The sequence below is a fragment of the Stenotrophomonas sp. SY1 genome, from assembly GCF_021202945.1.
Taxonomy (GTDB): domain Bacteria; phylum Pseudomonadota; class Gammaproteobacteria; order Xanthomonadales; family Xanthomonadaceae; genus Stenotrophomonas.
Window position 1 is genome coordinate 50,729 of record NZ_JAJOYR010000002.1, and the last position, 25,033, is coordinate 75,761.

The following is a 25,033-nucleotide window of genomic DNA, read 5'->3' on the forward strand; positions in this document are numbered from 1 at the left end:
GACGGCCATGACATTGAATTTCCTGCGCTTCGAGCTGCGCGAGCAGCTGCGTTCACCGCTGCTGTGGTTGCTGGCGGTGCTGTTCGCACTGATGGCCTTCGGCGCCGCCTCCAGTGATGCCATCCAGATCGGCGGGAGCATCGGCAATGTGCATCGCAATGCACCGTCGGTGATCGCCACCTTGATGACCTCGTTCACCCTGCTCGGGCTGCTGGTGGTCACGCTGTTCGTCAGCAATGCGTTGCTGCGCGACTTCGAACTTGGCACCGCCGAGCTGGTGTTCTCCAGCCCGATCAAGCGCCGCGACTATCTGCTGGGCCGCATCGGTGCGGCCTTGCTGGCCAGCCTGTTGATGTACGTCATCATCGCCATTGGCCTGTTCATCGCCCAGTTCATGCCATGGATCGATGCAGCGCGGCTCGGCCCGGTATCGCTGCAGCCCTATCTGTGGTCGTTCCTGTACATGGTGCTGCCGAACGTGCTGTTCACCACCGCCCTGCTGTCGGTGCTGGCGGTGACCACCCGCAACATCCTGTGGGTGTACATCGGCGTGATCGTGTTCTTCGTGCTGTACGGCGTCAGCCGCGCGATCCTGGCCGACATCGACAACCTGCGTCTGTCTTCGCTGCTCGATCCGCTGGGCATGCGCGCGATGTCGCAGGCGATGCGCTACTGGTCAGCCGAGGAACGCAATACCGGCCTGCCCGCCTTCACCGGTTACCTGCTGGAGAACCGCCTGCTGTGGCTGGCCTTGACCGGCGCCTTGTTTGCCGCCACCTTCGCGCTGTTCCGTACCGAACGCAGCGGCACCGGCCGCAGGCGCGGCAGGAAGATCGCCAGCGTCGCCACCACCGACAGCACGCGCCCCGCAGTCACCGCCCCGAAGGTGACGCCTGCGTTCAACGCAGCCACGGGCTGGAAGCAGCTGCTGCGCCAGGTCGGCTTCGATGCCTTCGGCGTGTTCCGCAGCGCACCGTTCCTGGTGCTGCTGGTGCTGGGCATGGCCAATTTCATCCCCAGCGCGCTGTTCCGCAAGAGCATGTACGGCACGCCCAGCTGGCCGGTGACCTCGCAGATGCTGGAGGCATTGCAGCAGAGCTACAGCTTCCTGCTGATCATCATCGTGCTGTTCTACGCCGGCGAGCTGGTCTGGCGTGAGCGCAGCGCGCGCATCGCCGGCATCAGCGATGCCATGCCGGTGCCCAACTGGGTGCCGCTGCTGGGCAAGTTCCTCACGTTGATCGCGGTGGTGTTCGCCTTCCAGGCGGTCGGCGGGCTTACCGCCATCGCCATCCAGCTGAGCAAGGGTTACACCCAGATCGAGCCGCTGCTGTACGTCAAGACGCTGGCACTGGATTCGGTGGTGTACATCCTGATGGGCGGCATGGCGCTGGTGCTGCAGGTACTGAGCAACAACAAGTTCCTCGGCTATGCGTTGCTGATCCTGCTGCTGATCGGGCAGTCGGTGCTGGGCATGCTCGACTACACCCAGAACCTGTACAACTTCGGCAGCTGGCCGATCGCCCCGTACTCGGACATGAACGGCTATGGCCACTTCCTGACCGGGCAGCTGGCGTTCCAGGGGTACTGGTCGCTGTTCCTGCTGGCCCTGTTGCTGGTCTGCGCCGCGCTATGGGTGCGTGGCGTCGATTCGGGCCTGCGCCAGCGCCTGAAACTGGCCCGCCAGCGTCTGCGCGGCAAGCTCGGCGTGGCGCTGGCTGCCTCGGTCATCGCTTTCGTCGCCTGCGGTGGCTGGCTGTACTGGAGCACCAACATCCGCAACGAGTTCGTCTCACCGGACCAGTCGCTGGACCGCCAGGCCCGTTACGAACGCGAATACCGCAAGTACAAGGATCTGCCGCAACCGCGCATCATCGCCGTCGACAACAAGGTCGACCTGCATCCGGAAACCCAGTCACTGCACATCGATGGCCGCTACCGCGTGCGCAACACGCACACCGCTGCAATCCCGACCGTCCATGTGGCAATGGGTGACGACCGCACGCTGACGTCCATCGACATGGGCGGCGCCAAGCTGACCACGCACGATGAAGAACTGGGCTACCGCATCTACACCCTGGACAAACCGCTGCAACCGGGTGAAGAGCGCGACATCAGCTTTACCGTGGACATCCATCCCAATGGTGTCACTGCCGACCAGGCGCAAAGCCAGATCGTCGACAACGGCAGCTTCTTCAACAGCCGCGTACTGCCTGCGTTCGGCTATGACACCGGCGTGGAGATCAGTGACCGCAACGAGCGCCGCAAGCGTGACCTCGGCGAGCCCACGCGCATGCCGAAACTGGAGGACGAAGCCGCACGCGCCAACAACTACATCTCCAACGATTCGGATTGGCTGGATTTCAGTACCACCATCTGCACGGCGCCGGACCAGGTCGCCCTGGCCCCGGGCTACCTGCAGAAGGAGTTTGAACGTGATGGCCGCCGCTGTTTCAGCTACGCGATGGATCGCCCGATGCTCAATTTCTACGCCTACCTGTCGGCACGCTGGGAGGTGAAGAAAGCGACGTACAAGGACATCCCGATCGAGATCTACTACGACCCCAAGCATCCGTTCAACGTGGACCGGATGATCGAAGGCGTGCAGAAATCGCTGGCGTACTACGAAGCCAACTTCAGTCCATACCAGCACCGTCAGGTGCGCATCATCGAGTTCCCGGGCTACCAGTCGTTCGCGCAGAGCTTCGCCAATACGATCCCCTACTCGGAGTCGATCGGCTTCATCGCCGACCTGCGTGACAAGGACAACATCGACTACGTGTTCTATGTCACCGCCCATGAGATCGCGCACCAGTGGTGGGCACACCAGGTGATCGGCGCCAACGTGCAGGGTGCCACCGTGCTGTCCGAGTCGCTGTCGCAATACTCGGCACTGATGGTGATGGAGAAGGAATACGGACGAAGCCACATGCGCCAGTTCCTCAAGGACGAACTGGACAGCTACCTGTCCGGACGCGGCGGTGAGAACGTGGAAGAACAGCCGCTGTATCGCGTGGAGAACCAGCAGTACATCCATTACCGCAAGGGTTCGGTGGTGTTCTACCGCCTGCGCGAGGAAATGGGCGAGGAAGCACTGAACCGCGCGTTGAGCCGCTTCATCCAGGCCAAGGCCTTCCAGCAACCGCCGTACACCACGTCTGCAGAACTGCTGGAGTTCATCCGCGCCGAAGCCAAGCCCGAGCAACAGGCATTGATCACCGACCTGTTCGAGAAGATCAGCTTCTACGACAACCGCGTGGTCGAGGCATCGGCCAAGAAGCGGACCGACGGCCGCTACGACGTGACCCTGCAACTGCACGCTGACAAACGTTACGCCGACGGCCTGGGCAAGGAAACAGCCGGCACGCTGGACGACTGGATCGAAGTGGGCGTGTTCGCCAGCGGCCCATCGGGCAAGGAACGCGATGAGAAGGTGCTGTACCTGCAGCGCCACCACATCACCGGAGCCTCGCCGACCATCACCGTCACGGTGGACCAGAAACCGAGCGAAGCCGGGTTCGACCCGTACAACAAACTGATCGACCGGGTATCTGCGGACAACCGCAAACGACTGACCGTTCAGTAGCCCTCAGTGTTGGCTTGCGGCATTTGCTTGAGGTCCTTGCTTGGGGCTCTTGCTCGATGCCTTTGCTTGAGGGCTTTGCTTAAGGCTTTTGATTGAGGCTTTTGATTGAGGCTTTTGATTGAGGCTCTTGATTGAGGCTTTTGATTGAGCCCCTCTCCCATTCATGGGAGAGGGGTTGGGGTGAGGGCAGCTCCTGACTTCGCTCTTGCTACTTCGCCAGCCATCACCATCACCGCAGAAAACGACCCAACGCCCTTCTGATCCGCCCCTTCCGAGCATCCCGCTCCACGTCCCGAGCACGGCATAGCCTGCGCCGCCATCAGCCCCGCACAAGCCCGTGCCGCGCAAACTGATCGCCCCACGCGCGTGAGAAGGGGCCACTTGAACGTCTCTGCAATCCTGGAGCGAAAGTCACTTCAATCTGCTGCATCGCGGATTCCGTACGGCGCCGAATGCGGTTACATTCGGCACCGTACCGGCGTCGCCGGAAGCCGACACAGACCCTGGGAGGGGAAACATGCGCACCACGATCAAAACCCTGTTGCTGGCCCTGCCGCTGCTGGCTGCCGGCTTTTCCGCCAGTGCCTCGGACGGCGCTACCGGCCGCTGGAAGACCATTGACGACGAAACCGGCCGGGTGAAGTCCATCGTCGAGATCACCCAGGCCGCCAATGGCACCCTGAATGGCAAGGTCCTGCAGGTGCTGCAGTCGGCGCAGGGCCCGAACCCGGTCTGCGACAAGTGCGACGGCGCCAACAAGGGCAAGCCGATCCAGGGCATGACCATCCTCTGGAACCTGCGTCCGGACGGCGCCAACAAGTGGGCCAACGGCACCATCCTCGACCCGGCCAAGGGCAAGACCTACAGCTCCAAGGTCGCCCTGGTCGAGAACGGCCGCAAGCTGGAAGTCTCCGGCTGCATCGCCTTCATCTGCCGCTCGCAGACCTGGTTGCGCGACCAGTAATCCGCTTTGAAGCCCCTCTCCCATCGGGAGAGGGGTTGGGGAGAGGGTGCGTCCGCCCATCCCTCACCCTCATCCGCCCCTTCGGGGCACCTTCTCCCGACGGAGAAGGAAGCACGCCAGCCCCGGGCCTTCCCGGGGCTGGCTGTTTTCGGTCATGCGATAATCCCGCGTTCCCCTGCACCAAATGATGGCCATGACCCGTAACGCGCTCGTCACCAATGCCCTGCCCTATGCCAACGGCCCGCTTCATCTGGGTCACATGGTCGGCTACATCCAGGCCGATATCTGGGTGCGCGCCCGCCGGCTCATGGGTGAAAAGGTCTGGTACGTCTGCGCTGACGACACCCACGGCACGCCGATCATGCTGGCCGCCGAAAAGGCCGGGGTCACCCCGGAAACCTTCATCGCCAACATCCAGGCCGGCCATGAGCGCGATTTCGCGGCGTTCGGCGTGGAGTTCGACCATTACGATTCGACCAACTCGGCCGCCAACCGCGAGCTGACCGAAGCCCTGTACAACAAGCTCGACGCCGCCGGCCACATCAGCCGCCGCTCGATCGCCCAGTTCTACGACCCGGCCAAGGGCATGTTCCTGCCGGACCGCTACATCAAGGGCACCTGCCCGAAGTGCAAGTCGCCCGATCAGTACGGCGACAACTGCGAAGTGTGCGGCGCCACCTACGGCCCGACCGACCTGATCGACCCCAAGTCGGTGGTCTCCGGTGCAACCCCGGAAATGCGCGATTCGGAGCACTACTTCTTCGAAGTGGGCCGCTTCCAGGATTTCCTGCGCCAGTGGCTGGCCGGCGATGTGGCCGTACCGGGCGTGAAGGCCAAGCTGGCCGAATGGCTGGATGCCGAAGGCGGCCTGCGCGCGTGGGACATCTCCCGTGATGCGCCCTATTTCGGCTTCGAGATCCCCGGCGCGCCGGGCAAGTACTTCTACGTGTGGCTGGACGCGCCGATCGGCTACCTGTCCAGCTTCAAGAACCTGTGTGCGAAGACCGGCGATGATTTCGACGCCGTGCTGGCCGCCGACAGCAGCACCGAGCTGCACCACTTCATCGGCAAGGACATCGTCAATTTCCACGGCCTGTTCTGGCCGTCGGTGCTGCACGGCACCGGCCTGCGTGCGCCGACCCGCCTGCACGTCAACGGCTACCTGACCGTGGACGGCGCCAAGATGAGCAAGTCGCGCGGCACCTTCGTCATGGCCCGCACCTACCTGGACGCCGGCCTGGCCCCGGAAGCGCTGCGCTACTACTTCGCGGCCAAGTCCTCCGGCGGCGTGGACGACCTGGACCTGAACCTGTCCGACTTCACCGCGCGCGTGAACGCCGACCTGGTCGGCAAGTTCGTCAACCTGGCCAGCCGCTGCGCCGGTTTCATCGCCAAGCGTTTCGACGGCAAGCTGGCCGACACGCTGCCAAACCCGGCCCAGTACGACCACTTCGTCGCCGCGCTGGCACCGGTGCGTGAAGCCTATGAGCGCAACGATGCGGCGGCCGCCATCCGCCTGACCATGGCGCTGGCCGATGAAGCCAACAAATACATCGACGACACCAAGCCGTGGGTGATCGCCAAGCAGGAGGGTGCCGACGCCGAACTGCAGGCGGTCTGCACCCAGGGCCTGAACCTGTTCCGTGTGCTGGTGGCCGCGCTCAAGCCGGTGCTGCCGGCCACCGCGCTGCAGGCCGAAACGTTCCTCAACGCACCGATGACCGGCTGGGGCGATATCGCCAAGCCGCTCACCGCCCACACCATCGCCACCTACGTGCCGCTGTTCACCCGTATCGACCCGAAAATGATTGACGCCATGACCGACGCTTCCAAGGACACCCTCTCCGCCCCGCCCGCCGCCGACGCCAAGCCTGCCAAGGCCGAGAAGCCGGCAAAGGTGGAAGCCAAGCCGGAACCCAAGGCCGAAGGTGAAGCCTCCGCGTACATCGGCATCGATGATTTCGCCAAGCTCGACCTGCGCATCGGCAAGGTGCTCGAGTGCGGTTTCGTCGAAGGCTCGGACAAGCTGCTGCGCTTCCTGCTGGACGCCGGTGACCTGGGCCAGCGCCAGATCTTCTCGGGCATCCGCGGCAGCTACGCCGAACCGGAAGCACTGGTCGGCCGCAACGTGGTGTTCATCGCCAACCTGGCCCCGCGCAAGATGCGCTTCGGCCTGAGCGAAGGCATGATCCTGTCGGCCGGCTTCGACGGCGGTGCACTGGCGCTGCTGGATGCCGACGGCGGCGCCCTGCCGGGCATGCCGGTTCGTTGATGCAGTGGGCGCGCCTTGGCGCGCCCTTCTCCCGGAGCGGACCATGCAACTGGCCCTGTTCGATTTCGACCACACCATCACCGCCTGTGACACCTACAGCCGGTTCCTGCGGCGCGTGGCCACTCCGGAACAGCGCGCGCAGGCATGGTGGCGGATCGGGCCGTGGCTGCTGGCATACCGGTTGAAGTTGATCTCGGCCGAGCGCATCCGTCGTCGCGTCACCGCACAGGTATTCACCGGCCGCCATGCCGGTGAAATCACCCAGATGGCACGCGACTACGCGCGTGAGCACCTGCCCGGCATGATGCGGCCGGAAATGCTGGAACAGATCCAGTGGCACAAGGCGCAGGGTCATACCGTGGTCGTCGTGTCGGGCTCGCTGGATCTGTACCTGCAGCACTGGTGCGACGCGCAGGGCCTGCAGATGATCTGCAACACGCTGGAAGTACAGGACAACCGCCTCACCGGTCGCTACGCCAACGGCGATTGTGGCCCGCGCAAGGTGGCGCGCATCCGCAAGCTGTTCGACCTGAGCCGCTACCAGCGCATCCACGCCTACGGCGACAGCCGTGAAGACAAGCCGATGCTGGCACTGGCGCATGAGCGCTGGTACCGCGGCAAACCGCTCTCCTGATCCCCCTTTCGCGCAGCCCTACGCCACGCATGCAGGAAACATCGAACAACCTGGTCGAACGCCTGGACCGCCTGCTGCCGCAAACCCAATGCGGGCAATGCGGCTTTGACGGTTGCCGTCCGTATGCCGAGGCAATGGCACGCGGCGAAGCCGGCGTTGATCACTGCCCGCCCGGTGGCGACGCCGGCGCGCGCGCATTGGCGCATGTGCTGGGCGTGGCCCCACTGCCGTTCGACCGCAGCCGTGGTGAACACAAACCGGCGCAGGTTGCCGTCATTGTTGAAGCCGACTGCATCGGTTGCACAAAGTGCATCCAGGCCTGCCCGGTGGATGCCATCGTCGGCGGCGCCAAGTACATGCACACCGTGTTGGCTGATCTGTGCACCGGCTGCGAGCTGTGCATTCCGCCATGCCCGGTGGATTGCATCGTGCTCGAAGCGCTGTAATCCCGCCGCGCACCTGCCCGGCAGCATCCTCAGAAATCGTCGTCCTCGCCCTTTGCCGGCAATGGCGGCACCGTGTACTGGCGGCCATTCTGCCGGCAATCGGCAATCAGCGCCTGTGCATCGGCGCGCACCACGGTTCGGGTGCCAAGCGGAAAACGTGCATCCTCGACAACATCCGCCCTCAGGTCGGTCACCGCCGAGAACGACGCGGAGACGGCATAGCGCTCCTCCGACGTGGCCAGTTCGTCGCCGCCCCACCAGCGGATCAACCACTGCGCGTCGTCCCAGATCAACACCGTCTCCAACGTTCCGCCATCAAGGCGATAGCCCACGGCACAGAATGTGTTGGGAACGCTGCGATCGCCGTGGCGCCGCACCGTGTTGCGCAGCTCGGCGTCGATCAATCCGAACTGCGGGTAGTCCAGCGGCTCGATACGCGCCAGCGGTGGGCGCGCATAGATCATCTTCGGCGGCGGTGCGCCCATGGCCGGTGCCGCGTGCAACGCACAGGACACGGCAAACAGCAGCCATCGTTTCATTTCCATCCCTGCCACCCTCACGCCAGCATCAATGCCGGGGTTGCCCCGGATACCAAGGCATCCGGGGCCGATCACAGACGCCGCTTACGGCATCGCTGCGGTGATCACGATCTCGATCTTCCACTCCGGGTTGGCCAGCTTGGCCTGCACCGTGGCACGCGCCGGGGCGGCATCCTTCGGCACCCACTTGTCCCAGGCCTCGTTCATGCCGGCGAAATCGGCCATGTCGGCAAGGAAGATTTCCGCACGCAGGATGTGGTTCTTGTCGGTCGGCGCCAGGCGCAGCAGGTCGTCGATGGCCTGCAGAACCTGCTCGGTCTGGCCGACGATATCGGCGCTGGTGTCTTCCGGCACCTGCCCGGCCAGATAGGCCACGCCGTGGTGGATGGTCATTTCCGACATGCGCGGGCCGGTATCGAAACGCTCGATCATGGGGATGTTTCCCTCGGTTGGATGTGGCTGCCATTGTGACCGGAACCGGTGGTTTCAGCTGGTTCTTTGTGCAGCCGGCGCCACAACGCCAGTGCCACCATCAGCAGCCAGCCCACCACCATGACGATCACCAGCTTCTGCCCAAGCCCGCGCGGACTCTCGCGCCACAACACGTGCAACCACAAACCGGCAAAGGTCAGCCATGCCCACCACCAGGCCCACCGGTGCAGCGCGCGCCAACGGCTGTCACGGCTGAAGCACCAGGCCTGCAGCAGCATCGCCACGGTCACGCACAGGAATGCCGTCTGCGCCGCCAGCCCATGCACCAGCGGCGCAAGCAACGGTGCGTACTGCGGCAGCCAGCTGTCGCCTATCGCCACTGCCGCCAAACCCAGACCAGCCATGCTGAACAGCACTGCCGGCAAGCCACGTCGCGCAGCGCCGCGCAGCTCGCTGTACAACGCCCAGCCCAGCAGAGCGATGGCCACGGCCAGCACGCAGTAGGCAATACGCAGCAGCAGGCCATGCGGGCCGTGCAGGTACAGGCTCAAGGTGGCACGCAGAAAATCCAGGTCGGCACGCGCGTATTGCAACCAGCTCGCGCAGGCCAGGAACACCAGCAGGCCGACCAGCACGCCCATCACCAACGTCCGCCATACCCGCTGCGCTGCCACTGACATCCCCTGCATATCAATTGCCGCCTCGGCGTGGAGAGGCCCAGTCTAATCAAGCCCGTCCGTAGCCGCTGGCTGAAGCGGGCAACAATGCCCGCGCGCCCCTTGCCATCGCCGTCACCGGCTGGCGATAGTCTTGTCGCCCCGCGCCTCCAAGCGCCCTGCCACCGCCTGCATGAGCGCTCCTTCCGCCACACCGGACTCCAAGACCGCAGGCTGGCGCCGACTGGCGGCCGTTATCGTCACGCTGGCCATCATGGGCCTGGCCCTGCATGCGCTGGCCGGGCAGTTCGACGAGCACGGCTACCACCAGGTGCGCGTCGCATTGCAGGGCTTGGACTGGCAGCAGCTGGTGCTGGCCACGGTGCTGGGCATGGCCAGTTACGCCTGCCTGATCGGCTTTGATGCCATTGGTCTGCGCCTTGCGCGGCACCGCCTGCCCGCCAGCCGCGTGGGCATCACCGCGTTTCTGGCGCATACCGCCGGGCAAACGCTGGGCTTTGCCGCACTTACCGGCGGGGCCATCCGCGTGCGCAGCTACGGGCGCGCCGGTCTGAACCTGACTGAAGTTGGCCAGGTGGTGCTGATGAGCACACTCGGCTTCGTGTTTGGTGCGCGGCTGTTGCTGGGGCTGGCCCTGTGGCTGGAGCCAGCGGCGGCGGCGCGCGCCCTGCCGTTGACCGCAACCCACATCCGCGTGCTGGGCATCGGCCTGTTGCTGCTGTTCGTACTGATACTGGTGCTGTTGGGCCGCGATGGCCGCAGCCTTGGCTGGCGCGGCCATCACATCTGGCTGCCGGATCGACGCACCGTGCTGGAGATCACCGCACTGAGCGTGGTGGAACTGTGCCTGGCGTCGGCCGCGCTGTACGTGCTGCTGCCGGCGCAGGCGCAGACGGGCTTCATCGGCTTTGTCGGGTTGTTCCTGGTCGCGGTGGTCGCTGGCCTGCTATCGACGGTCCCAGCCGGGCTGGGCGTGTTCGAGTGGAGCCTGCTCAAACTGCTGCCGCAGGCAGCGCCGGCCAGCGTGCTTGCCGCTGCGGTGGCCTATCGCGTCAGCTATTACCTGCTGCCGCTGTTGTTGGCCGCGGTGCTGGCGGCAGTGGCCAGCGTGCGCCGGCCATTGCGCAGTGGTGCCGGTGCGGCTTGGACAGCACTGCGACCGTGGCTGCCGCAGATCATCGCATTGGCGGTTTTTGCGGTCGGCGCCCTGTTGCTGATCGACGGCACCCTGCCGGTACCACGCCACCGCGTCCTGCCGGCACCGTTACCGCTGGTGGAAACCTCGCACCTGCTCGGCAGCCTGGGCGGTGTTGCCTTGCTGTTGATCGGCCAGGGCCTGCAACGGCGCAGCCACGCGGCATGGTTGATCGCATTGGTGCTGTGCGTGGGCTTGCCGGTACCCGCCTGGCTGCGTGGCGGTCATGCCTTGGTCGCGCTGACGTTGCCGCTGGTCGCCATCGCGCTTTGGGCGGCGCGACGCGAGTTCTATCGGCAAGGTGCACTGCTCGACGAAGCCTGGTCATGGCCGTGGCTGCGCAACGTTGCGCTGGTCCTGGTGGCGACGGTCTGGCTGCTGTTCTTCGTCTACAGCCATGTCGAATACCAGAACGAGTTGTGGTGGCAGTTCGCCACCTCCGGCAACGCGCCGCGTGCATTGCGTGCGCTGTTGCTGGTCAGCCTGGTGGTGATCGTGTTCGGGCTCGCACGGCTGTTGCACAGCACGCGCGGGCCGTTGCCGGTCCCTGATGACGAGACGCTGGAACGGCTGCGCCCGGTACTGGCGCAGGCCCATGACACCCAGGCCTGCCTGGCGATGACCGGCGACAAGGCCATCCTGAGCAGCGAACACGGCGATGGTTTCGTGATGATGCAGCGCTACGGCGGTTCGCTGGTGTCGATGGGCGACCCGGTCGGACCACCGGAAGTGGTGCGCGGGCTGATCTGGAAATTCCGCGAGGAAGCCGACCGCCTCGGCCTGCGCCCGGTGTTCTACCAGACCGGCGAGCAGCATTGGCAGACCTATCTGGACCTCGGCCTGACGCTGGTGAAACTGGGCGAAGAAGCCATGGTGCCGCTGACCGATTTCAGCCTGAGCGGCAGCAGCCGCGCTGATCTGCGCCAGGCCTGGAATCGCGGCAAGCGCTCGGGCCTGAGCTTCCGTATCGCCGATGCAGCGGAGGTACAAGGGCTGCTGCCGGAGCTGGGAGCGATCTCTGATGGCTGGCTTGAGGAAAAGGCTGGCGAGGAAAAGGGCTTCTCACTGGGCAGCTTCGATGCCGCCTACCTGTGCCGGTTCCCGGTCGCGTTGGTCGAATCCGAAGGCCGCATCGTCGCCTTCGCCAACGTCTGGCAGGCCCCGGCCGGGCACGAACTGTCGGTGGATCTGATGCGCCATCGCCCCGATGCGCCCAAGGGCACGATGGATTTTCTTTTCATCGAGCTGTTCCTGTGGGGCGCGGCCAACGGCTATACGCGGTTCTCGCTGGGCATGGCGCCGCTTACCGGGCTGGCCGAGCACCGCCTGGCCGGCCGCTGGAACCGCTTCGCCAACCTGGTCGCGCGTCATGGCGAGCGCTTCTACGGCTTCGGCGGTTTGCGCCGCTTCAAATCCAAATTCGCACCGGACTGGCGCCCGCGTTATCTGGCCGCACCCGGCGGCATGCACCTGCCGGCAGCGCTGCTGGATGTCACCCGATTGATCTCGCTGGACCCGCGCCGCAAGGACACCGCGTAGGAGCATCACGTAGGAGCGGCGTGAGCAGCGAAGCCAGAGCATTTTCAGATCGAAGAGAACCACGCAATTCGATGATCGGTTGCAGCATCAGCTCCGCGGCTGACGCCGCTCCTACAAAAGGCTGTTCCGGCCGTGGCGCGACATCCACACCGCAGGCGGTTGTAGGAGCGGCGTCAGCCGCGAAGCCGGAGCATCTTCAGATCGAAGCGAACCACGCAACCCGATCATCGGTTGCAACATGAGCTTCGCGGCTGACGCCGCTCCTACAACAGCGCGAACTACGGGCTGGCGGTTGCCTGCAACTGCTGCTGGATAACCCGCGCCAACGCGGCGTAATCGCCCTGGAAATGATGATCGCCCGGCAGCTTCACCACCTGCGCACTGCCTTTGGGTAACTGCGGGCACAACGCAGCTGCATCGTCCTGCCCGTAAATGCACAGCGTCCGCGCAGGCGCCAGCTTGATCACCTCCGGCGTGATCGGCAGACCGTCGTCATCACCGCCGCCCAGCCAGTTGCTGACATGGAACTCGTAGTCGGCGCGGGTGCCGGCTGACATCAATGCAGTCATCCGCAGCATCGACGCGGCGCTTTCCGGCAGCTGGTTGATCGCCGCTGGCAGCACGTCGGCGCCCTGCGAGAAGCCGACCAGCAGCAGATGGGGCCGCTGCCATTGCCGCGCATAATGCTGCGCGATGCGATCCAGGTCAGCAGCAAAACCGGCAGGTGTCCGTTCGCTCCAGAAGTAGCGCAGCGAATCCACGCCCACCACCGCGATGCCGCTACTGCTCAGCGCTTCGGCCACTTCCTTGTCCAGGCCGGCCCAGCCGCCGTCACCGGAAACGAAGATCGCAAACGTGTCGCCCGGCGCGGTTGCCGGTACCTCCACCAGCGGCAGGCCATCCAACTCATGCGGCACCGGTGGCAGGCTCACGCCGCGCTGCGCCCCGAGCACGCGCGCAGCGGCCACGAGGCCGGGCAGCACGTCGCCGCTGCGGGTGCGCTGGAACGCGCGGGCCGAAGGCACTTCGGCAAGAAACTTTTCGACCTTGCTGGCCGCGCATGTGGCGTGCGCCCCAGGCGCGGCCGACAGCCACGGCATGGGCAGCGCCCTGGGCAGCAGGTCACGGCCACGGATGGCGTCACCGCAGCTCATCGCCCCGCCCTGCCATTGCGGACAGAAGTCATCGGTCAGCAGCGCCGCGAACACCTGCGGACCGGCTTGGCTGGCCATCGCATAGGCCAGCGCAGCGCCTGCTCCATCGCCACCGAGGATCGGCAGGCGGTAGGTGGGCACATGAAGATAGGCCTGCACGTAGCGCGAAAAATTCTCCACGTCGCCGGCAGAAAACCCGCACGTGCCGCCTTCGCTGGCCAGCCGCCGCTGCAACTGGGCGGTATCGATATCGACCACCATCGCGCCGTCATCGCGCAGGGCCTGCAACCGCACCTGCCGCACTGCGGCCGGGCCAGTGCCGGCGAACCACAGCACCACGCGCTGCGGCGGCCCCTTGGGCATCTGCACCGGCACGTTCTCGAAGCGGCCATGGCTGACCCGTTCGGAGGCCTGCACCGGCGCGGCCTGCAACACCAACGCCAGCATCATCCCCAGCAGCAGTCGCAGCATGGATTGTTCTCAGGAATCGGGAAGCGGAAGCCTACGCCTGCAGGCGCGGCGGTAGTGTCAGGGCGGCGATGTCAGTCGGTTGCTTCCGGGTGGCGCAGCTTCCAGGCTGCCAGTGCCTGCCGGTAGCGGGCAAGCTCATCGGCATACAGGTCCAGCACGCACAGCGGGCAGCCGCTGCCGCAGCACTCGTTCGGTCCGGGCGCCTCGGGTGGCAACGGACGGGGATCAGTATCAGGAAGGGGGTTCTGGCTCATCACGGCGCAACGGCGGGCAGTTCGGCAACACGACAAGCCCGCATTTTAACCAGTGGCCGGTGCCGTGCCGGTCACCCGCCGCAGGTTGGCCCGCGCCGCGGCATCGTAGCGTTCATGGAAGAACGCGCTGAAGAAGATGCGCGGCTGCGCAAGCACGGCCCTCAGGAAGCGGCGGCGGTTGATGCGGAACAGGACCCCCGGCACCTTGCCCTGGTACTCCTGCGTGATACCACGGTCGTAGGCGTCAAACACCTCCGGCGGCGCGCCGAGGATGGCCATGTCGCTGTCCAGGAACAACGCCGCATCGGCGTCCAGCTCCTCGCCACGCAACTGCCCGTGGCGGGCGGTCAGCTCGATCAGCTGCGCGACGCGGGCCGCATCGATGCCCGCATCGGGCAACCAGCGCGCGATCGCCGCAACGGCCAGTTGTGCGGAGCGCGATTCGTTGTCGGCGCGGCCGGCTTCGTAGATCGCATCGTGATACAGCACCGCCAGCGCCACTTCCCGTGGCTGCTTCCAGCCCGGCCCGGCAGCAACGTCACGGTAGTGATGCAGCAGCGCCTGCACGTGGCCGAAGTTGTGATACGCCCGTGGCGGCTGCGCGTAGGCGGCCTCCAGTTCGGTCAGCAGTAGCGGGGGTAGTGACAGCGGCAGCAGGTCCATGCGCCCATTCTGCTCCCGGCAACGCGAATGCGTGAACAACAGCGCGTGCTGGCGAGCAGCCGCAATGGAAACCGAGCCGGCGCTGGCTGTCTCTCACGGCCCTTCAGGCATTGCCTGTCTTCAGCCCAACTGCCAGCGCCCTTCCAACTGGTAGCGGCTTTGGCCCAGGAAACTGCGGATCAGCACAAACTCGCGTACGAACCAGCGCAGCGGCTGCACCGGCTGGATCGGCATGCGCCGCTTGTCGTACAGCAGGGTCATGTGCGGGGTGAAGCGCGGGTCCGGCTTGCCACCGACGCCCTGCAAGCAACGCGCCAGTTCTTCATGCAGGCCATTGAGCAGCTCGGCACCGTACTCGCTGCGCAGCACGAACGGGTTCTGCCGGTTGCCGGCAAAGCTGCCCACCTGGTCGAAGCAGACCTCGAACTCCGGCATCCGCACCCGCCCGGCCGCCTGCCGCATCTTGGCCAGCAGGCTCGGCGGCAGGCCGGCGTAATCGCCGACGTGATGCAGGGTGATGTGCAGGCGCTCGGTCGCCAGCGGGTGTCCTTCCAGCCCATGCTCGTCCCGCAGCCCATCGGCCAGCTCGGCGACCCGCTCGGCGGTGAGCGGGTCCGGCAGCACCGCGAAGAACAGGCGCTCGGTTGGAATGTCACTGCCAATGCCCAGCGAGAGCTGTGCCTGGTCAGAGGGAAGAAACTTCTTCATGGATTCGCGTTCAAAGCCGCCGGCCAGCTCGCATGTTGCGGCGACCGATACTGACTGGGGCCGCGGATACTAGCAGACCCCAACCGCCGCCGGGACGATGACTGGACAATTTCTAGCCAGCTTCCGCGAGCCCAGGCGTTCCGGGGGCTGCCAAAGGTTATCCACATGTTTGCCAAGTGCTGATCCACACCGCCTGTGGATTGCGTGGCGAAGCCGCCCTTCCCGGCGCGGCCCTGGCTGCCCGGCCCGCCCGGCACCGTCAGCCACCGTTGCGCCAACGCTCACGCCGGTGCGGTGCCACAGGCATACACTCGGGCTGCCGCAGCAACCTCCGGGTGGTCGCCATGATCGGTTGGAACGCGCTAGTCCTGATTGCCGCCACCAGCGTGGCGCCCCCGCCCCCGCCGGTCCCGCCGACACCCGCGCAGGTCATGGCCATCCCGGCCGACGCAAAGGCGCAACTGCGCGAACGGGTGACCAGCACCACCAACTCTCCTGAAAAGCGCCTGCAACGGCTGGTCGAACTGGTCTTCGAGCCCAGCGGCATGGGTTTGCAGTACGACACCGAGGCCACCCTGACAGTTGCCGAGACCTGGCAGCAGCGCCGCGCCAACTGCCTGTCCTTCACCCTCATGTTTGTTGCCCTGGCACGCGAGGTCGGGCTGGACGCGGACATGCAGGAGGTCGGCCAGGTGGTGACCTGGTACCAGGAGCAGGGGCTGATCTTCAACGCCGGGCACGTCAATGTCGGCATGCGCATGGATGGACGCCAGGCCACGCTAGATCTGGACAGCAATGTGCTTTACGACCGGCGTGGCCCGCGCGTGATCAGCGACCAGCGCGCGCTCGCCCATTTCTACAACAACCGGGGCGCCGAACAGCTGGCAGTGCGCGACCATGCCGCGGCCCGGCGCTATTTCGAAATGGCCCTGCAGATGGATCCGCGCTTCGTCCCGGCCTGGAGCAACCTGGGCGTGCTCGACGCGCGTCTGGACGACCTTCCGGCCGCCAGCCGTGACTTCGACATTGCACTGTCGATCAACCGTGACCACGCCCCCTCACTGCATAACGCCACCAATCTTTACCAGCGCATGGGCGACAGCCGTCGCGCAGCCCAGCTCCACAAGCGTCTGGAACGCAGCCGCAGTCGCGACCCGTTCTATCAGTTCCTGCTGGGCGTCAATGCCGAACGCGTTGGTGATTACACCGGAGCGGTGGCGCACTACCGCGATGCGGTGCGGCTGCATGGCACCGCCCACCAGTTCCACTTCGGCCTGGCCCGGGCCTACTTCCTGACCGGCAACAACCGCCAGGCCGAGCGCGAGATGACCAAGGCCCGCGCCCTGGGCGGCAACGACCGCATGCGGGCCATCTACCAGTCCAAACTGGATGCGATCCGGCGGCTGAGCGCGCAGCATGCCGCGCATTGACCGGGCAGCACCCCCAAAAAAGAACAGGAACCGGTAAAGGCGCAGACTACGTCGCCTTCATCGGCTCCTGCATTCAGGATTCCCGGCCGCCTGCTTCAGGCCCTGCGCAGGAAACAGGTCTTCAGCACCAGACCCTTGATCTTTTCCGAGTTGCCTTCGATATGTTCGGCATCGTCCTCGACCAGGCGGATGTTGCGGATCACCGTGCCTTGCTTGAGCGGGATGGACGAACCCTTGACCTTCAGATCCTTGATCACGGTGACGGTGTCGCCGGCCGCCAGCACGTTGCCGTTGCTGTCACGCACCACCAGCGCATCGGCCGCGGCTTCGCCCGGCGACCATTCATGGCCGCAATCGGCACAGATCCAGAGCGCACCGTCCGGGTAGACGTTGGTCAGCGTGCATTGCGGGCAGGAAGAAGTGGGCATGGCGGCTCCCGGGGGAATGAAGGGGCCGGCCATTGTAGCCGCTCACCCTTGCGCTCACGCCCAGCCCGGCCCCACGTAGTACAGTGCGCGGCCGTTTTACCCCCAAGAACACAGCCTCATGAAACTCGGCATCGACTTCGGCACCAGCAATTCCGCCGCCGCGGCACATATCGACGGCAAGGTGGTGCCGGTGCAGTTCGGCCACGCGCAGCAGTTCCGCACCACCGTGTATTTCCCGGAAGTGATGCGCGACCCGAACGATTTCGAACTGACGCCCGCGCTCGAGCAACAGGTCGAGGAACTGATCGAATCCGGCCGCCGCGACGCCCGCGCCGCCGGCAACACCCGTACCCACGACCAGCTGCGCCGCGACGCCCTGCGCGTGGTGCGCAGGCAGTGGATGGAAGAACGAATCCGCGAGCCACAAAGCTCCACCACCCTGCTGCAGAACGCGGTTTACGGTGACGATGCACTGGAAGCCTACTTCGAGGAGAACGAAGGCAACCTGGTGCAGAGCCCCAAGTCGATGCTCGGCTACAACCTGCATCCCCGCGCCAAGCAGACCATCACCGGCATCGCCACGCACATCCTGGAACACATCCGCCTGACCGCATCCAAGCAGCTCGGCCAGAACGTGCGCGGCGCGCTGTTGGGGCGGCCGGTGCAGTTCCGCAGTTCCATCGGCGCGGCCGGCAACGATCAGGCGCTGGACATCCTGCGCAGCGCGGCCTTGGCGGCAGGCTTTGACCAGGTGGACTTCCTGGAGGAGCCGGCCGCGGCGGCCATGCATTACCACGCGGTCAGCGATCAACGCCATGAAGCGGTGATCGTGGACGTGGGTGGCGGCACCACCGACATCGCCCATGCCAGCGTCGGCGGCAACGAACCGCCGCAGATCCATCGCGCCTGGGGTGTTGCCCGTGGCGGCACCGACATCGACCTCGCCTTGAGCCTGGCCGGTTACATGCCGCTGTTCGGACGCGGTATCACCCGCGTGCCGGCGCACCACTACGTGGAAGCGGCGATGGTGCAGGACATGCCGCGCCAGCGCGATTTCCGCCAGCACGATTACAGCGCGGTGGACGCCCCATTCGGCCCGCGTCTGCAGGCGCTGCAGGACACCGGCAACACCGCGCGCCTGTACCGCGCCGTGGAGCAATGCAAGATCGCCCTGAGCAGCACGCAGCAGCACGCCAGCGTGCTGGATTTCATCGAAACCGGCTTGTCCGCGGAAACCAGCGCACTGCAACTGGACAACGCCGCCGGTGGCTACCTGGCCGAGCTGGATGCGTTGCTGCAACAGGTGCGCCAGGACATCGGCCATGAACCGGCTGCGGTGTTCCTGACCGGTGGCATGTCGCGCGCCGGTTACATCCAGCGCAGTGCTGCGGCCGCATTTCCGAACGCCCGATTGGTGCATGGCGACCCATCGTTTGGCGTGGTGCAGGGGCTGGCGCTGGCGGCGACGCAGGACGCCTGATCCATCAGCAGGCGCTCCGTTGCTGGAGCGCCTTCAGCGCTACGCGGATGGTTTTGAACGAACGCCCAAGCTTCGGTCAGGCAATGCGCTTATCGGCTTCGGATGTTGCGGCGGCTTCGCGGCCAAGGCCGCTCCTACAGAACCCGGAGTCACAGGCTGCGAGGTGCAACAGCTAATTGCAGCGTAAGCGGCGTTGCCCTGCAGGAGCGGCGTAAGCCGCGAAGCTGGTGATTCTGGACGAACACGCAATCTCCGGGCAGGCAATGCGTTGATCGCCTTCGGATGTCGCAGCAGCTTCGCGACTTACGCCGCTCCTACAGAAAGCGGAGCTGCTTGGATTCCACCGCAAGCTTCGCCCAACGCTCTGACGTAGGAGCGCTTTCAGGCGCGAAGCTAGCGATCTTGAACGAACACGCATGCGTCGGTCAGGCAATGCGCTTGTCGGCTTCGGATGCAGCAACAGCTTCGTGGCCGAGGCCGCTCCTACGATGGAGCGGCTGCCCACCTCAACGGCGGCCCCCGATCAGCGACGGCCCAGGCTCACCCGCACATCGCCCGAATGCGAGTTGATCGAAATGTCGCCATCGCCGCTGCCCAGGCGTGCGTCCAGGTTGCTGCCGGGGCCGTAGCGCGGGCGCTCCACCTTGCCGACATCGGAATTGATGTCGCCACTGAAGCTGTTGACCTTCAACTGCGCGGATGTCTGCGCCGGCAAGGTCAGCGAGACCGACGCGCTCACCGTCTGCAGGCTGATCCGCCCGCCCGGTTGCAGGCCCGCACTGCGCACCCCAAGACTGCCCGACACGGTCTCCGCATCCAGGCGCTGCACTGCCGACAGGTCCAGATTGATGCCGCCGGACACCGTGTTCGCCTTGACGTCACCGCCACCGGCACCACTGCCGGTAACCGACCCACTGACGCTGCTCAGCTCCAGTCGCGAAGTGCGCACCTGCGAACGGATCGCACCACTGACCGTCTGCAATTCCACTTCATTGGCCTGGCCGGTGGCAGTGATCGCGCCGCTGACCGTGGTTGCCTGCAGACGGGCCAGGTTCACCTCGGCCACATCCACGCCGGCACTCACCGTGCTGGCCTGCAACTGCGCCGCACGCGGCACCCGCAGCTCCAGTTCCGCCCCCTGGCTGCGGCCGTTCTGCGGGTAGACAACCTTGAGCTGCACCCGGTTGGCACTGCTTTCCACTTCCAGACGCTGGCCGGCACCGAGCGTGCCGGTCAGCTGCACTTCGTTGCGGTCCCAGCCGCGCACGGTGACCGAACCGGCGATATTGCTCAGATCAACCCGGCCACCGCTGGACAGAGGCAGACGTTCATTGACGGTAGTTTGCGCGAACACCGGTGCTGCGGCGGCCAACAGCACGGTTGCGACCAACAGGTTTCGCAGGGAGATGATCATGGGAGGCTCCTTCAGGAAGACAGACCGGCGTTGCCAAGGCCTTGCCGGGTTAGTTCAAGACGCAGCGCGTAGGTGCGCTGCAACTGGCCCAGCAGGAAACCGGCCTGCGGGCTTTGATCGATGGCGTTGCGGATGCTGTCGGCACTGGCGTCGATCTCGCGCAACGCTGGTTGCAACTCTGCCGGCATGTGTTGCTGGGGAATCGCGGCAATGGCCAACCGGTACTCGTGGGTCAAGGCGTTGGCCTGGGCCTGCAACAGCGAATCCGGCGCGGAGCGTTCCTGCGGCATCCACAGCGCAACACTGCCGATCAGGGCCAGCACCGCTGCGGCCGCGCCGGCCAGCCACGGCCAACGCCGCGGTTGCCGTGATGCGCCGTTGGCAGTGATCGGTCGCGGCATCGGCACGGTGACGCTGTCGCGCGGGGTGGTTTCCAGTTCGGCGGCAATGCGTTGCCACACCGCTGCCGGAGGCAGGCGTTCTGCAGGGAGTTGACGCAGGCGCTGGGCCAGCGGGTCGTTGTCGTGTTCGTCCATCATGCTTCTCCAAGCCGCACGCGCAGCAGGCTGCGAGCGCGGTGCAACTGTGCCTTGGAACTGCCGACGGCCATCTGCAGTTCGGTGGCGATTTCCTGGTGTTTCCAGCCTTCTATGTCGTGCAGCACCAGCACCGCACGGGCGCGCGGCGGCAGGGTCAGCAAGGCGCGTTCAAGGTCCAGGCCGGTGGCGTGGCAACGCGGGATGGCGGCCATCTCGGCCAACACGTCCATTCCGCTTTCGCCGGCGTCCAACGATTCAAAAACAGCGCTGGCACGCAGCTCCATCAGTGCGGTGTTGACGGCGAGGCGGTGCAGCCAGGTACCCAGCGCGCTTTCACCACGGAACTGCGGCAGCTTGCGCCAGGCCTGGATGAAGGTTTCCTGCAGCACGTCCTCGGCACGCGCGGCATTGCCACCGCACAGACGCCACAACAACGCGTTGAGCCGGGCCGCATGACGGCGGTAGATCCGTTCGAAGGCGTGTACGTCACCGGCAGCGGCGGCACGGGCCAACGCGGCGTCGTCCACGGCGGGCGATGAAGGAGCAGCGGTGGTCACGGTGGCGTCGAGCATATCCGTTGGATGCGGACAGCAGACAAAAGGTTTAAAGGCCGATGCAATCGCCGCGATACGCCTGCGCGGGTTGGCAGCCTTGGACCGCTTGGCCGACAATCCCACCTTGTTCGTGCGCCGCCGTTGTGCCCCAGCTTCCGGTGGCTGCCAGCAGCTCCTGCGCCTGGGTGGCAAGCCCAGGCCTCGCCCCAAACGCGCCCTGCCCCTGCCATGCGCGGCCTGCAAGGAAATCGATGATGACGCGGTACCTCCCCCCTTCGATGCACACCTGGATCAACCCGCTCAGCATCGCGCTGAGCATCGCCCTGATCCTGCTGGTGGCCTGGCTGCTGCGGCTGCTGATGCGCCGGCTGCTGGCACGACTGGGCCGCCATTACACCCTTCCGGGACCGATCGAACTGGCGATCCGCCGGCTGTTCAATTTCATCATCGGCAGCGTCGCGCTGGTCGTCATCCTCGACCGCTTGAACGTGGACGCCAAGGTGTTGTGGACCGCGTTCACCGGCTTTGCCGCAGTGGGTGCGGTCGCGTTTTTCGCGGCGTGGAGCGTGTTGTCCAACATCTTCTGCACCTTCCTGATCTTCACCACCCGCCCGTTCCGGCTTGGCGACCAGATCGAACTGCTGGAGAACGGCGAGAAGCCCGGCCTGAAGGGCCGCGTACACGACATCAACCTGATCTACACCACCTTGCACGAGATCGGCGGCCCGGCCGAGGGCACGCTGATGCAGATTCCCAACAGCCTGTTCTTCCAGCGTGGCCTGCGCCGCTGGCGGCATGGGGACAACGCCCAGGATGCGATCGAGGGCGATGGCTGACGGGTAGTCCTGCGCTCGCGGAAGCAGGGCAAGAGCCAACCGCAAGCCAGAGCGGCCCTCTCCCCAACCCCTCTCCCGCACGCGGGAGAGGGGCTTTCAAGCAACAGCGGCCTTCTCCCTCCTCCCGTGAACCTGAGAGGGGCTTTCAGCCAACAGCCGGGTTGGTGGACGTACCGCTGCCCACGTCTTCCGTGAACGGCAAAAAGGAATCGGGCCCCGCCTCCGCCAGCGGCAGGAGGCTCCCACCGCACTGGCGCTGCGAACTGAACACGCCTCCAGCAATCGCCCGATGGACCACAGCTTTTCATTCATGCGGCACTGCAGCATGCGAAAATCCTGCCCATCTTCCGGCTTTTCCAGCCGCAGCGTCCGCGAACGATGTCCTCTTCAAACGCCTCCTGTCCTGCCGCCCCGGCAGGCACCGCTTCCGCCGTTTCCGAAATCCCGGATGAGCGCAGTAACCGCCAGCGCTGGGCCAGCGTCATTGCCCTAGCCATGGCGGCGTTCGTGTTCAACACCAGTGAGTTCGTCCCGGTCGGACTGTTGAGCGATATCGGTGGCAGCTTCGGCAAGCCGATTGAGCAGGTCGGGCTGATGTTGACCATCTATGCCTGGGTGGTGGCGCTGACCTCTCTGCCGTGCATGCTGCTAACCCGCAATTTCGACCGGCGCCGGCTGCTGCTGGGGGTATTCGCGCTGTTTGTCGTCAGCCACCTGCTTTCGGCGCTGGCCTGGAGCTACCCGATCCTGATGGTCAGTCGCGTCGGCATCGCGCTGGCGCATGCGGTGTTCTGGTCGATCACCGCCTCGCTGGCGGTGCGCGTGGCACCGGCCGACAAGCGCCCGCAGGCGCTGGGCCTGCTGGCGACCGGCACTTCGGTGGCGATGGTGCTGGGCATTCCGCTGGGCCGCATCGTCGGTGAGTGGCTGGGCTGGCGCGTCACTTTCCTGGCCATCGGCGGCGTGGCACTGCTGGCGATGGTGGTGCTGGCGCGGCTGTTGCCGGCACTCCCCAGCCAGAACGCCGGCTCGGCCAGCAGCCTGCCGCTGTTGCTGCGACGCCCGGCGCTGGTGGCGCTGTACGTGCTGGTGATGGTGGTGATTTCTGCCCAGTTCACCGGTTACAGCTACATCGAGCCATTCGTGCAGAAGGTCGGCGGCTTCGATGGGCACGTCACCACACTGGTGCTGCTGCTGTTCGGTGGCATGGGCTTCGTCGGCAGCGTTCTGTTCTCGCGTTACGGATTGCGCTGGCCGCGTGGCTTCCTGCTGATGGCCATCGGCACCCTGGCCTCCTGCCTGTTGCTGCTGCGCACCGGGCTGGGCAATACCGCCCTGCTGTATGTGCTGGTGTCGGTATGGGGCGTGGCGATGATCTGCTTCGCGCTTTCGATGCAGTCCAAAGTGCTGAACCTCGCTTCCGATGCCACCGACGTGGCGATGGCGCTGTTCTCGGGCATCTTCAACATCGGCATTGGTGCCGGCGCGCTGATCGGCAGCCAGGTCAGCCTGCACCTGGGCATGCAGCACATCGGCCTGGTCGGCGGGCTGCTGGCCGTCGCGGGCTGGTTGTGGTGCCTGTTCGCGATGCTGCGCTGGAGTGGCAGCTTTCGCCTGTCCGGCGGCCATCACTGAAACCTGCGTTCGGTCGCAGCTCGCGGTTGTCGCTGCCACTATGCTCGGCACGAGCATGGCTATGGGGGCGGCCAATGGAGTCAAATCACACTCTCCGCGAAGCAACGCTGGCGGATGCGGCGGCGTTGAGCGCGCTGGTCACGCCACTGGCCCGGCACCTGCTTGACCCCACCACCGGGGCCAGCGCGCATTCGTTCCTGGCCACGCTCGTGCCGGACAGCTTCGCCGAACGGCTCGGCTCAGCGCAGTTCGCGCATTACCTGATCGAGGACGACAGCAGGCTGTGCGGCATGATCGCCATGCGCGAGGGCAGCCACGTCCATCACCTGTTCGTGAGCCGCACCGCGCGGCGACGCGGCATTGCCCGGCAGTTGTGGGAACACGCGCTGCGCATCCACGGCAGGCAGGTGTATACGGTCAACTCCTCGGAGATCGCGGTGCCGGTGTACGAGCAGTTCGGCTTCTTCGCCAAGGCCGCGCCGCAGACGGTCAAGGGCGTGCGCTTTGTGCCGATGGAGCGGCCACGGCTGGTACGGCCGGTGGGTTTGCAGGACGGGTAGGAGCTGCGTAAGCCGCGAATGCAACCGCAGCGAAAAGGCCTGCAATTGCAGCCCTTCGCAGGAGTGGCTTCAGCTGCGAAGCCAATAGAAGTTCCGCTTTTCGAGTGCCTGCAATTGCAGTGATCTTCGCTGCTTCCATGGCAGCGGCTTCGCGGCTGGAGCCGCTCCTGAAAAGCGCTGTTTCTGCAATCGCAGATATCCCGGCTACTGACATGGCAGTGGCTTCGCGGCTTACGCCGCTCCTACAAGGGCGGTCTCTGCAACTACGGGCGCCGCTGCCGCGGTTGCATTCGCGGCTTCGCGACTGAAGCCGCGCCTACGGGAGGGTGCCTCAGCGCAGCTGGCTGTCCTTGCTGCCGCGGCGGTTGTAACCGGACGACGCGGCTTCCTCGGCGTCATGCGCCTGCTGGCAGCTGATGCACAGGCGCACGCCCGGCACCGCCTTGCGCCGCGCCTCGGGAATCGGCGCGTCGCATTCCTCGCAGTGCTCCAGCCCCGGGCCGCTGGGCAAGCGGCTACGGGCGCGCTTGATCGCGTCCTCTACCGTGGCGTCGATCTGATCCTGAACGGCGGTGTCGCCCGCCCAGCCGGTGGCCATGTCCGGATACTCCGTGGTAACCAAA

General features: G+C 65.6%; 23 protein-coding genes. 11 read left to right on the forward strand and 12 right to left on the reverse strand.

Annotated elements, in window-relative coordinates:
- Nucleotides 1–7: 7 nt before the first annotated feature.
- The 5 genes from LR961_RS11760 (at nt 8) to rnfB (ending at nt 7,902) form a co-directional block, all read left to right on the forward strand.
- Nucleotides 8–3,586, forward strand: a complete 3,579-nt coding sequence (locus tag LR961_RS11760) for a M1 family aminopeptidase (RefSeq protein WP_232149435.1) — start codon at nt 8–10, stop codon at nt 3,584–3,586.
- A gap of 517 nt (nt 3,587–4,103) precedes the next feature.
- Nucleotides 4,104–4,550 (forward strand): DUF2147 domain-containing protein, encoded by a 447-nt coding sequence (locus LR961_RS11765; protein WP_232149437.1) that lies wholly within the window; start codon nt 4,104–4,106, stop codon nt 4,548–4,550.
- A 193-nt stretch (nt 4,551–4,743) separates the two neighbouring features.
- On the forward strand, nt 4,744–6,822 hold the full coding sequence (gene metG, locus LR961_RS11770; RefSeq protein ID WP_232149440.1) for a methionine--tRNA ligase: 2,079 nt from the start codon (nt 4,744–4,746) through the stop codon (nt 6,820–6,822).
- Between the two features lie 43 nt (nt 6,823–6,865).
- Nucleotides 6,866–7,456: an HAD family hydrolase gene (locus LR961_RS11775; protein ID WP_232149442.1), complete on the forward strand. Its 591-nt coding sequence runs from the start codon at nt 6,866–6,868 to the stop codon at nt 7,454–7,456.
- Nucleotides 7,457–7,485: 29 nt separating this feature from the next.
- On the forward strand, nt 7,486–7,902 hold the full coding sequence (gene rnfB / locus LR961_RS11780; protein WP_232149443.1) for an Rnf electron transport complex subunit RnfB: 417 nt from the start codon (nt 7,486–7,488) through the stop codon (nt 7,900–7,902).
- Between the two features lie 29 nt (nt 7,903–7,931).
- Here the strand turns inward: rnfB and LR961_RS11785 are convergent, their stop codons facing one another.
- The 3 genes from LR961_RS11785 to LR961_RS11795 all read right to left on the reverse strand — a co-directional run bounded on the left by LR961_RS11785 (nt 7,932) and on the right by LR961_RS11795 (nt 9,553).
- The gene (locus LR961_RS11785) at nt 7,932–8,441 is read right to left on the reverse strand and encodes a hypothetical protein (protein ID WP_232149444.1); all 510 of its coding nucleotides are present in this window, start codon (nt 8,439–8,441) and stop codon (nt 7,932–7,934) included.
- A gap of 84 nt (nt 8,442–8,525) precedes the next feature.
- Nucleotides 8,526–8,873, reverse strand: coding sequence for a RidA family protein (locus LR961_RS11790; protein WP_232149445.1), 348 nt, complete (start codon nt 8,871–8,873; stop codon nt 8,526–8,528).
- Nucleotides 8,870–9,553 carry a DUF998 domain-containing protein gene (locus LR961_RS11795; protein ID WP_232149446.1) on the reverse strand — a complete coding sequence of 228 codons (684 nt, stop codon included), beginning with the start codon at nt 9,551–9,553 and terminating at the stop codon, nt 8,870–8,872. Before LR961_RS11795 ends, LR961_RS11790 begins: the two co-directional genes overlap by 4 nt.
- Before the next feature lie 169 nt (nt 9,554–9,722).
- On the opposite strand from LR961_RS11795, the gene mprF reads away from it, so the two are divergent.
- On the forward strand, nt 9,723–12,284 hold the full coding sequence (mprF, locus tag LR961_RS11800; protein ID WP_232149451.1) for a bifunctional lysylphosphatidylglycerol flippase/synthetase MprF: 2,562 nt from the start codon (nt 9,723–9,725) through the stop codon (nt 12,282–12,284).
- Nucleotides 12,285–12,562: 278 nt separating this feature from the next.
- On the opposite strand, the gene LR961_RS11805 is transcribed toward mprF, so the two are convergent.
- The 4 genes from LR961_RS11805 to thpR form a co-directional block, all read right to left on the reverse strand.
- A complete protein-coding gene (locus tag LR961_RS11805) occupies nt 12,563–13,909 on the reverse strand; it encodes an AcvB/VirJ family lysyl-phosphatidylglycerol hydrolase (protein WP_232149455.1) in 1,347 nt (448 codons plus the stop codon).
- Nucleotides 13,910–13,980: 71 nt separating this feature from the next.
- Nucleotides 13,981–14,163 (reverse strand): oxidoreductase-like domain-containing protein, encoded by a 183-nt coding sequence (locus LR961_RS11810; RefSeq protein ID WP_232149457.1) that lies wholly within the window; start codon nt 14,161–14,163, stop codon nt 13,981–13,983.
- Between the two features lie 45 nt (nt 14,164–14,208).
- Complete coding sequence (locus LR961_RS11815; RefSeq protein WP_232149458.1) at nt 14,209–14,826, reverse strand: hypothetical protein; 618 nt, start codon at nt 14,824–14,826, stop codon at nt 14,209–14,211.
- Nucleotides 14,827–14,946: 120 nt separating this feature from the next.
- A complete protein-coding gene (gene thpR / locus LR961_RS11820; protein WP_232149460.1) occupies nt 14,947–15,534 on the reverse strand; it encodes an RNA 2',3'-cyclic phosphodiesterase in 588 nt (195 codons plus the stop codon).
- A gap of 344 nt (nt 15,535–15,878) precedes the next feature.
- Between thpR and LR961_RS11825 the strand changes: the two genes are divergently transcribed.
- Nucleotides 15,879–16,964, forward strand: a complete 1,086-nt coding sequence (locus tag LR961_RS11825; protein ID WP_232149462.1) for a tetratricopeptide repeat protein — start codon at nt 15,879–15,881, stop codon at nt 16,962–16,964.
- Between the two features lie 95 nt (nt 16,965–17,059).
- Here LR961_RS11825 and LR961_RS11830 read toward each other — a convergent pair whose 3' ends face one another.
- Nucleotides 17,060–17,392, reverse strand: a complete 333-nt coding sequence (locus tag LR961_RS11830) for a zinc ribbon domain-containing protein YjdM (RefSeq protein WP_232149463.1) — start codon at nt 17,390–17,392, stop codon at nt 17,060–17,062.
- Between the two features lie 118 nt (nt 17,393–17,510).
- Between LR961_RS11830 and LR961_RS11835 the strand changes: the two genes are divergently transcribed.
- Nucleotides 17,511–18,872 carry an Hsp70 family protein gene (locus LR961_RS11835; RefSeq protein ID WP_232149464.1) on the forward strand — a complete coding sequence of 454 codons (1,362 nt, stop codon included), beginning with the start codon at nt 17,511–17,513 and terminating at the stop codon, nt 18,870–18,872.
- Between the two features lie 523 nt (nt 18,873–19,395).
- Here LR961_RS11835 and LR961_RS11840 read toward each other — a convergent pair.
- Genes LR961_RS11840 through LR961_RS11850 form a run of 3 tightly spaced genes read right to left on the reverse strand, consistent with a single transcriptional unit; the run spans nt 19,396 to nt 21,397 of the window.
- The gene (locus tag LR961_RS11840) at nt 19,396–20,286 is read right to left on the reverse strand and encodes a DUF4097 family beta strand repeat-containing protein (RefSeq protein WP_232149465.1); all 891 of its coding nucleotides are present in this window, start codon (nt 20,284–20,286) and stop codon (nt 19,396–19,398) included.
- Between the two features lie 11 nt (nt 20,287–20,297).
- Nucleotides 20,298–20,822 carry a hypothetical protein gene (locus LR961_RS11845; RefSeq protein WP_232149466.1) on the reverse strand — a complete coding sequence of 175 codons (525 nt, stop codon included), beginning with the start codon at nt 20,820–20,822 and terminating at the stop codon, nt 20,298–20,300.
- Nucleotides 20,822–21,397, reverse strand: coding sequence for a sigma-70 family RNA polymerase sigma factor (locus tag LR961_RS11850; RefSeq protein WP_232149467.1), 576 nt, complete (start codon nt 21,395–21,397; stop codon nt 20,822–20,824). The genes LR961_RS11845 and LR961_RS11850 overlap by 1 nt, the downstream gene beginning before the upstream one ends.
- Before the next feature lie 236 nt (nt 21,398–21,633).
- On the opposite strand from LR961_RS11850, the gene LR961_RS11855 reads away from it, so the two are divergent.
- The 3 genes from LR961_RS11855 to LR961_RS11865 all read left to right on the forward strand — a co-directional run bounded on the left by LR961_RS11855 (nt 21,634) and on the right by LR961_RS11865 (nt 24,410).
- Nucleotides 21,634–22,215: a mechanosensitive ion channel family protein gene (locus LR961_RS11855; protein ID WP_232149468.1), complete on the forward strand. Its 582-nt coding sequence runs from the start codon at nt 21,634–21,636 to the stop codon at nt 22,213–22,215.
- 378 nt (nt 22,216–22,593) lie between these two features.
- Nucleotides 22,594–23,850, forward strand: a complete 1,257-nt coding sequence (locus LR961_RS11860; protein WP_269670720.1) for a sugar transporter — start codon at nt 22,594–22,596, stop codon at nt 23,848–23,850.
- Between the two features lie 74 nt (nt 23,851–23,924).
- Nucleotides 23,925–24,410 carry a GNAT family N-acetyltransferase gene (locus tag LR961_RS11865; protein WP_232149470.1) on the forward strand — a complete coding sequence of 162 codons (486 nt, stop codon included), beginning with the start codon at nt 23,925–23,927 and terminating at the stop codon, nt 24,408–24,410.
- Between the two features lie 331 nt (nt 24,411–24,741).
- On the opposite strand, the gene LR961_RS11870 is transcribed toward LR961_RS11865, so the two are convergent.
- Entirely contained in the window at nt 24,742–25,008 is a 267-nt protein-coding gene (locus LR961_RS11870; protein ID WP_232149472.1) for a DksA/TraR family C4-type zinc finger protein, read from the reverse strand.
- Nucleotides 25,009–25,033 lie beyond the last annotated feature (25 nt).

What these genes read in the sequence shown, in the direction of transcription:
- LR961_RS11835 (WP_232149464.1), top strand. Translation starts at nt 17,511, where the DNA reads ATGAAACTCGGCATCGACTTCGGCACCAGCAATTCCGCCGCCGCGGCA.
- LR961_RS11850 (WP_232149467.1), bottom strand. Translation starts at nt 21,397, where the DNA reads ATGCTCGACGCCACCGTGACCACCGCTGCTCCTTCATCGCCCGCCGTG.
- LR961_RS11765 (WP_232149437.1), top strand. Translation starts at nt 4,104, where the DNA reads ATGCGCACCACGATCAAAACCCTGTTGCTGGCCCTGCCGCTGCTGGCT.
- thpR (WP_232149460.1), bottom strand. Translation starts at nt 15,534, where the DNA reads ATGAAGAAGTTTCTTCCCTCTGACCAGGCACAGCTCTCGCTGGGCATT.
- LR961_RS11845 (WP_232149466.1), bottom strand. Translation starts at nt 20,822, where the DNA reads ATGGACGAACACGACAACGACCCGCTGGCCCAGCGCCTGCGTCAACTC.
- mprF (WP_232149451.1), top strand. Translation starts at nt 9,723, where the DNA reads ATGAGCGCTCCTTCCGCCACACCGGACTCCAAGACCGCAGGCTGGCGC.
- LR961_RS11840 (WP_232149465.1), bottom strand. Translation starts at nt 20,286, where the DNA reads ATGATCATCTCCCTGCGAAACCTGTTGGTCGCAACCGTGCTGTTGGCC.
- LR961_RS11815 (WP_232149458.1), bottom strand. Translation starts at nt 14,826, where the DNA reads ATGGACCTGCTGCCGCTGTCACTACCCCCGCTACTGCTGACCGAACTG.
- LR961_RS11830 (WP_232149463.1), bottom strand. Translation starts at nt 17,392, where the DNA reads ATGCCCACTTCTTCCTGCCCGCAATGCACGCTGACCAACGTCTACCCG.
- LR961_RS11785 (WP_232149444.1), bottom strand. Translation starts at nt 8,441, where the DNA reads ATGAAACGATGGCTGCTGTTTGCCGTGTCCTGTGCGTTGCACGCGGCA.
- LR961_RS11760 (WP_232149435.1), top strand. Translation starts at nt 8, where the DNA reads ATGACATTGAATTTCCTGCGCTTCGAGCTGCGCGAGCAGCTGCGTTCA.
- LR961_RS11865 (WP_232149470.1), top strand. Translation starts at nt 23,925, where the DNA reads ATGGAGTCAAATCACACTCTCCGCGAAGCAACGCTGGCGGATGCGGCG.
- LR961_RS11810 (WP_232149457.1), bottom strand. Translation starts at nt 14,163, where the DNA reads ATGAGCCAGAACCCCCTTCCTGATACTGATCCCCGTCCGTTGCCACCC.
- LR961_RS11860 (WP_269670720.1), top strand. Translation starts at nt 22,594, where the DNA reads ATGTCCTCTTCAAACGCCTCCTGTCCTGCCGCCCCGGCAGGCACCGCT.
- LR961_RS11795 (WP_232149446.1), bottom strand. Translation starts at nt 9,553, where the DNA reads ATGTCAGTGGCAGCGCAGCGGGTATGGCGGACGTTGGTGATGGGCGTG.
- rnfB (WP_232149443.1), top strand. Translation starts at nt 7,486, where the DNA reads ATGCAGGAAACATCGAACAACCTGGTCGAACGCCTGGACCGCCTGCTG.
- LR961_RS11775 (WP_232149442.1), top strand. Translation starts at nt 6,866, where the DNA reads ATGCAACTGGCCCTGTTCGATTTCGACCACACCATCACCGCCTGTGAC.
- LR961_RS11790 (WP_232149445.1), bottom strand. Translation starts at nt 8,873, where the DNA reads ATGATCGAGCGTTTCGATACCGGCCCGCGCATGTCGGAAATGACCATC.
- LR961_RS11825 (WP_232149462.1), top strand. Translation starts at nt 15,879, where the DNA reads ATGATCGGTTGGAACGCGCTAGTCCTGATTGCCGCCACCAGCGTGGCG.
- LR961_RS11805 (WP_232149455.1), bottom strand. Translation starts at nt 13,909, where the DNA reads ATGCTGCGACTGCTGCTGGGGATGATGCTGGCGTTGGTGTTGCAGGCC.
- LR961_RS11855 (WP_232149468.1), top strand. Translation starts at nt 21,634, where the DNA reads ATGACGCGGTACCTCCCCCCTTCGATGCACACCTGGATCAACCCGCTC.
- LR961_RS11870 (WP_232149472.1), bottom strand. Translation starts at nt 25,008, where the DNA reads ATGGCCACCGGCTGGGCGGGCGACACCGCCGTTCAGGATCAGATCGAC.
- metG (WP_232149440.1), top strand. Translation starts at nt 4,744, where the DNA reads ATGACCCGTAACGCGCTCGTCACCAATGCCCTGCCCTATGCCAACGGC.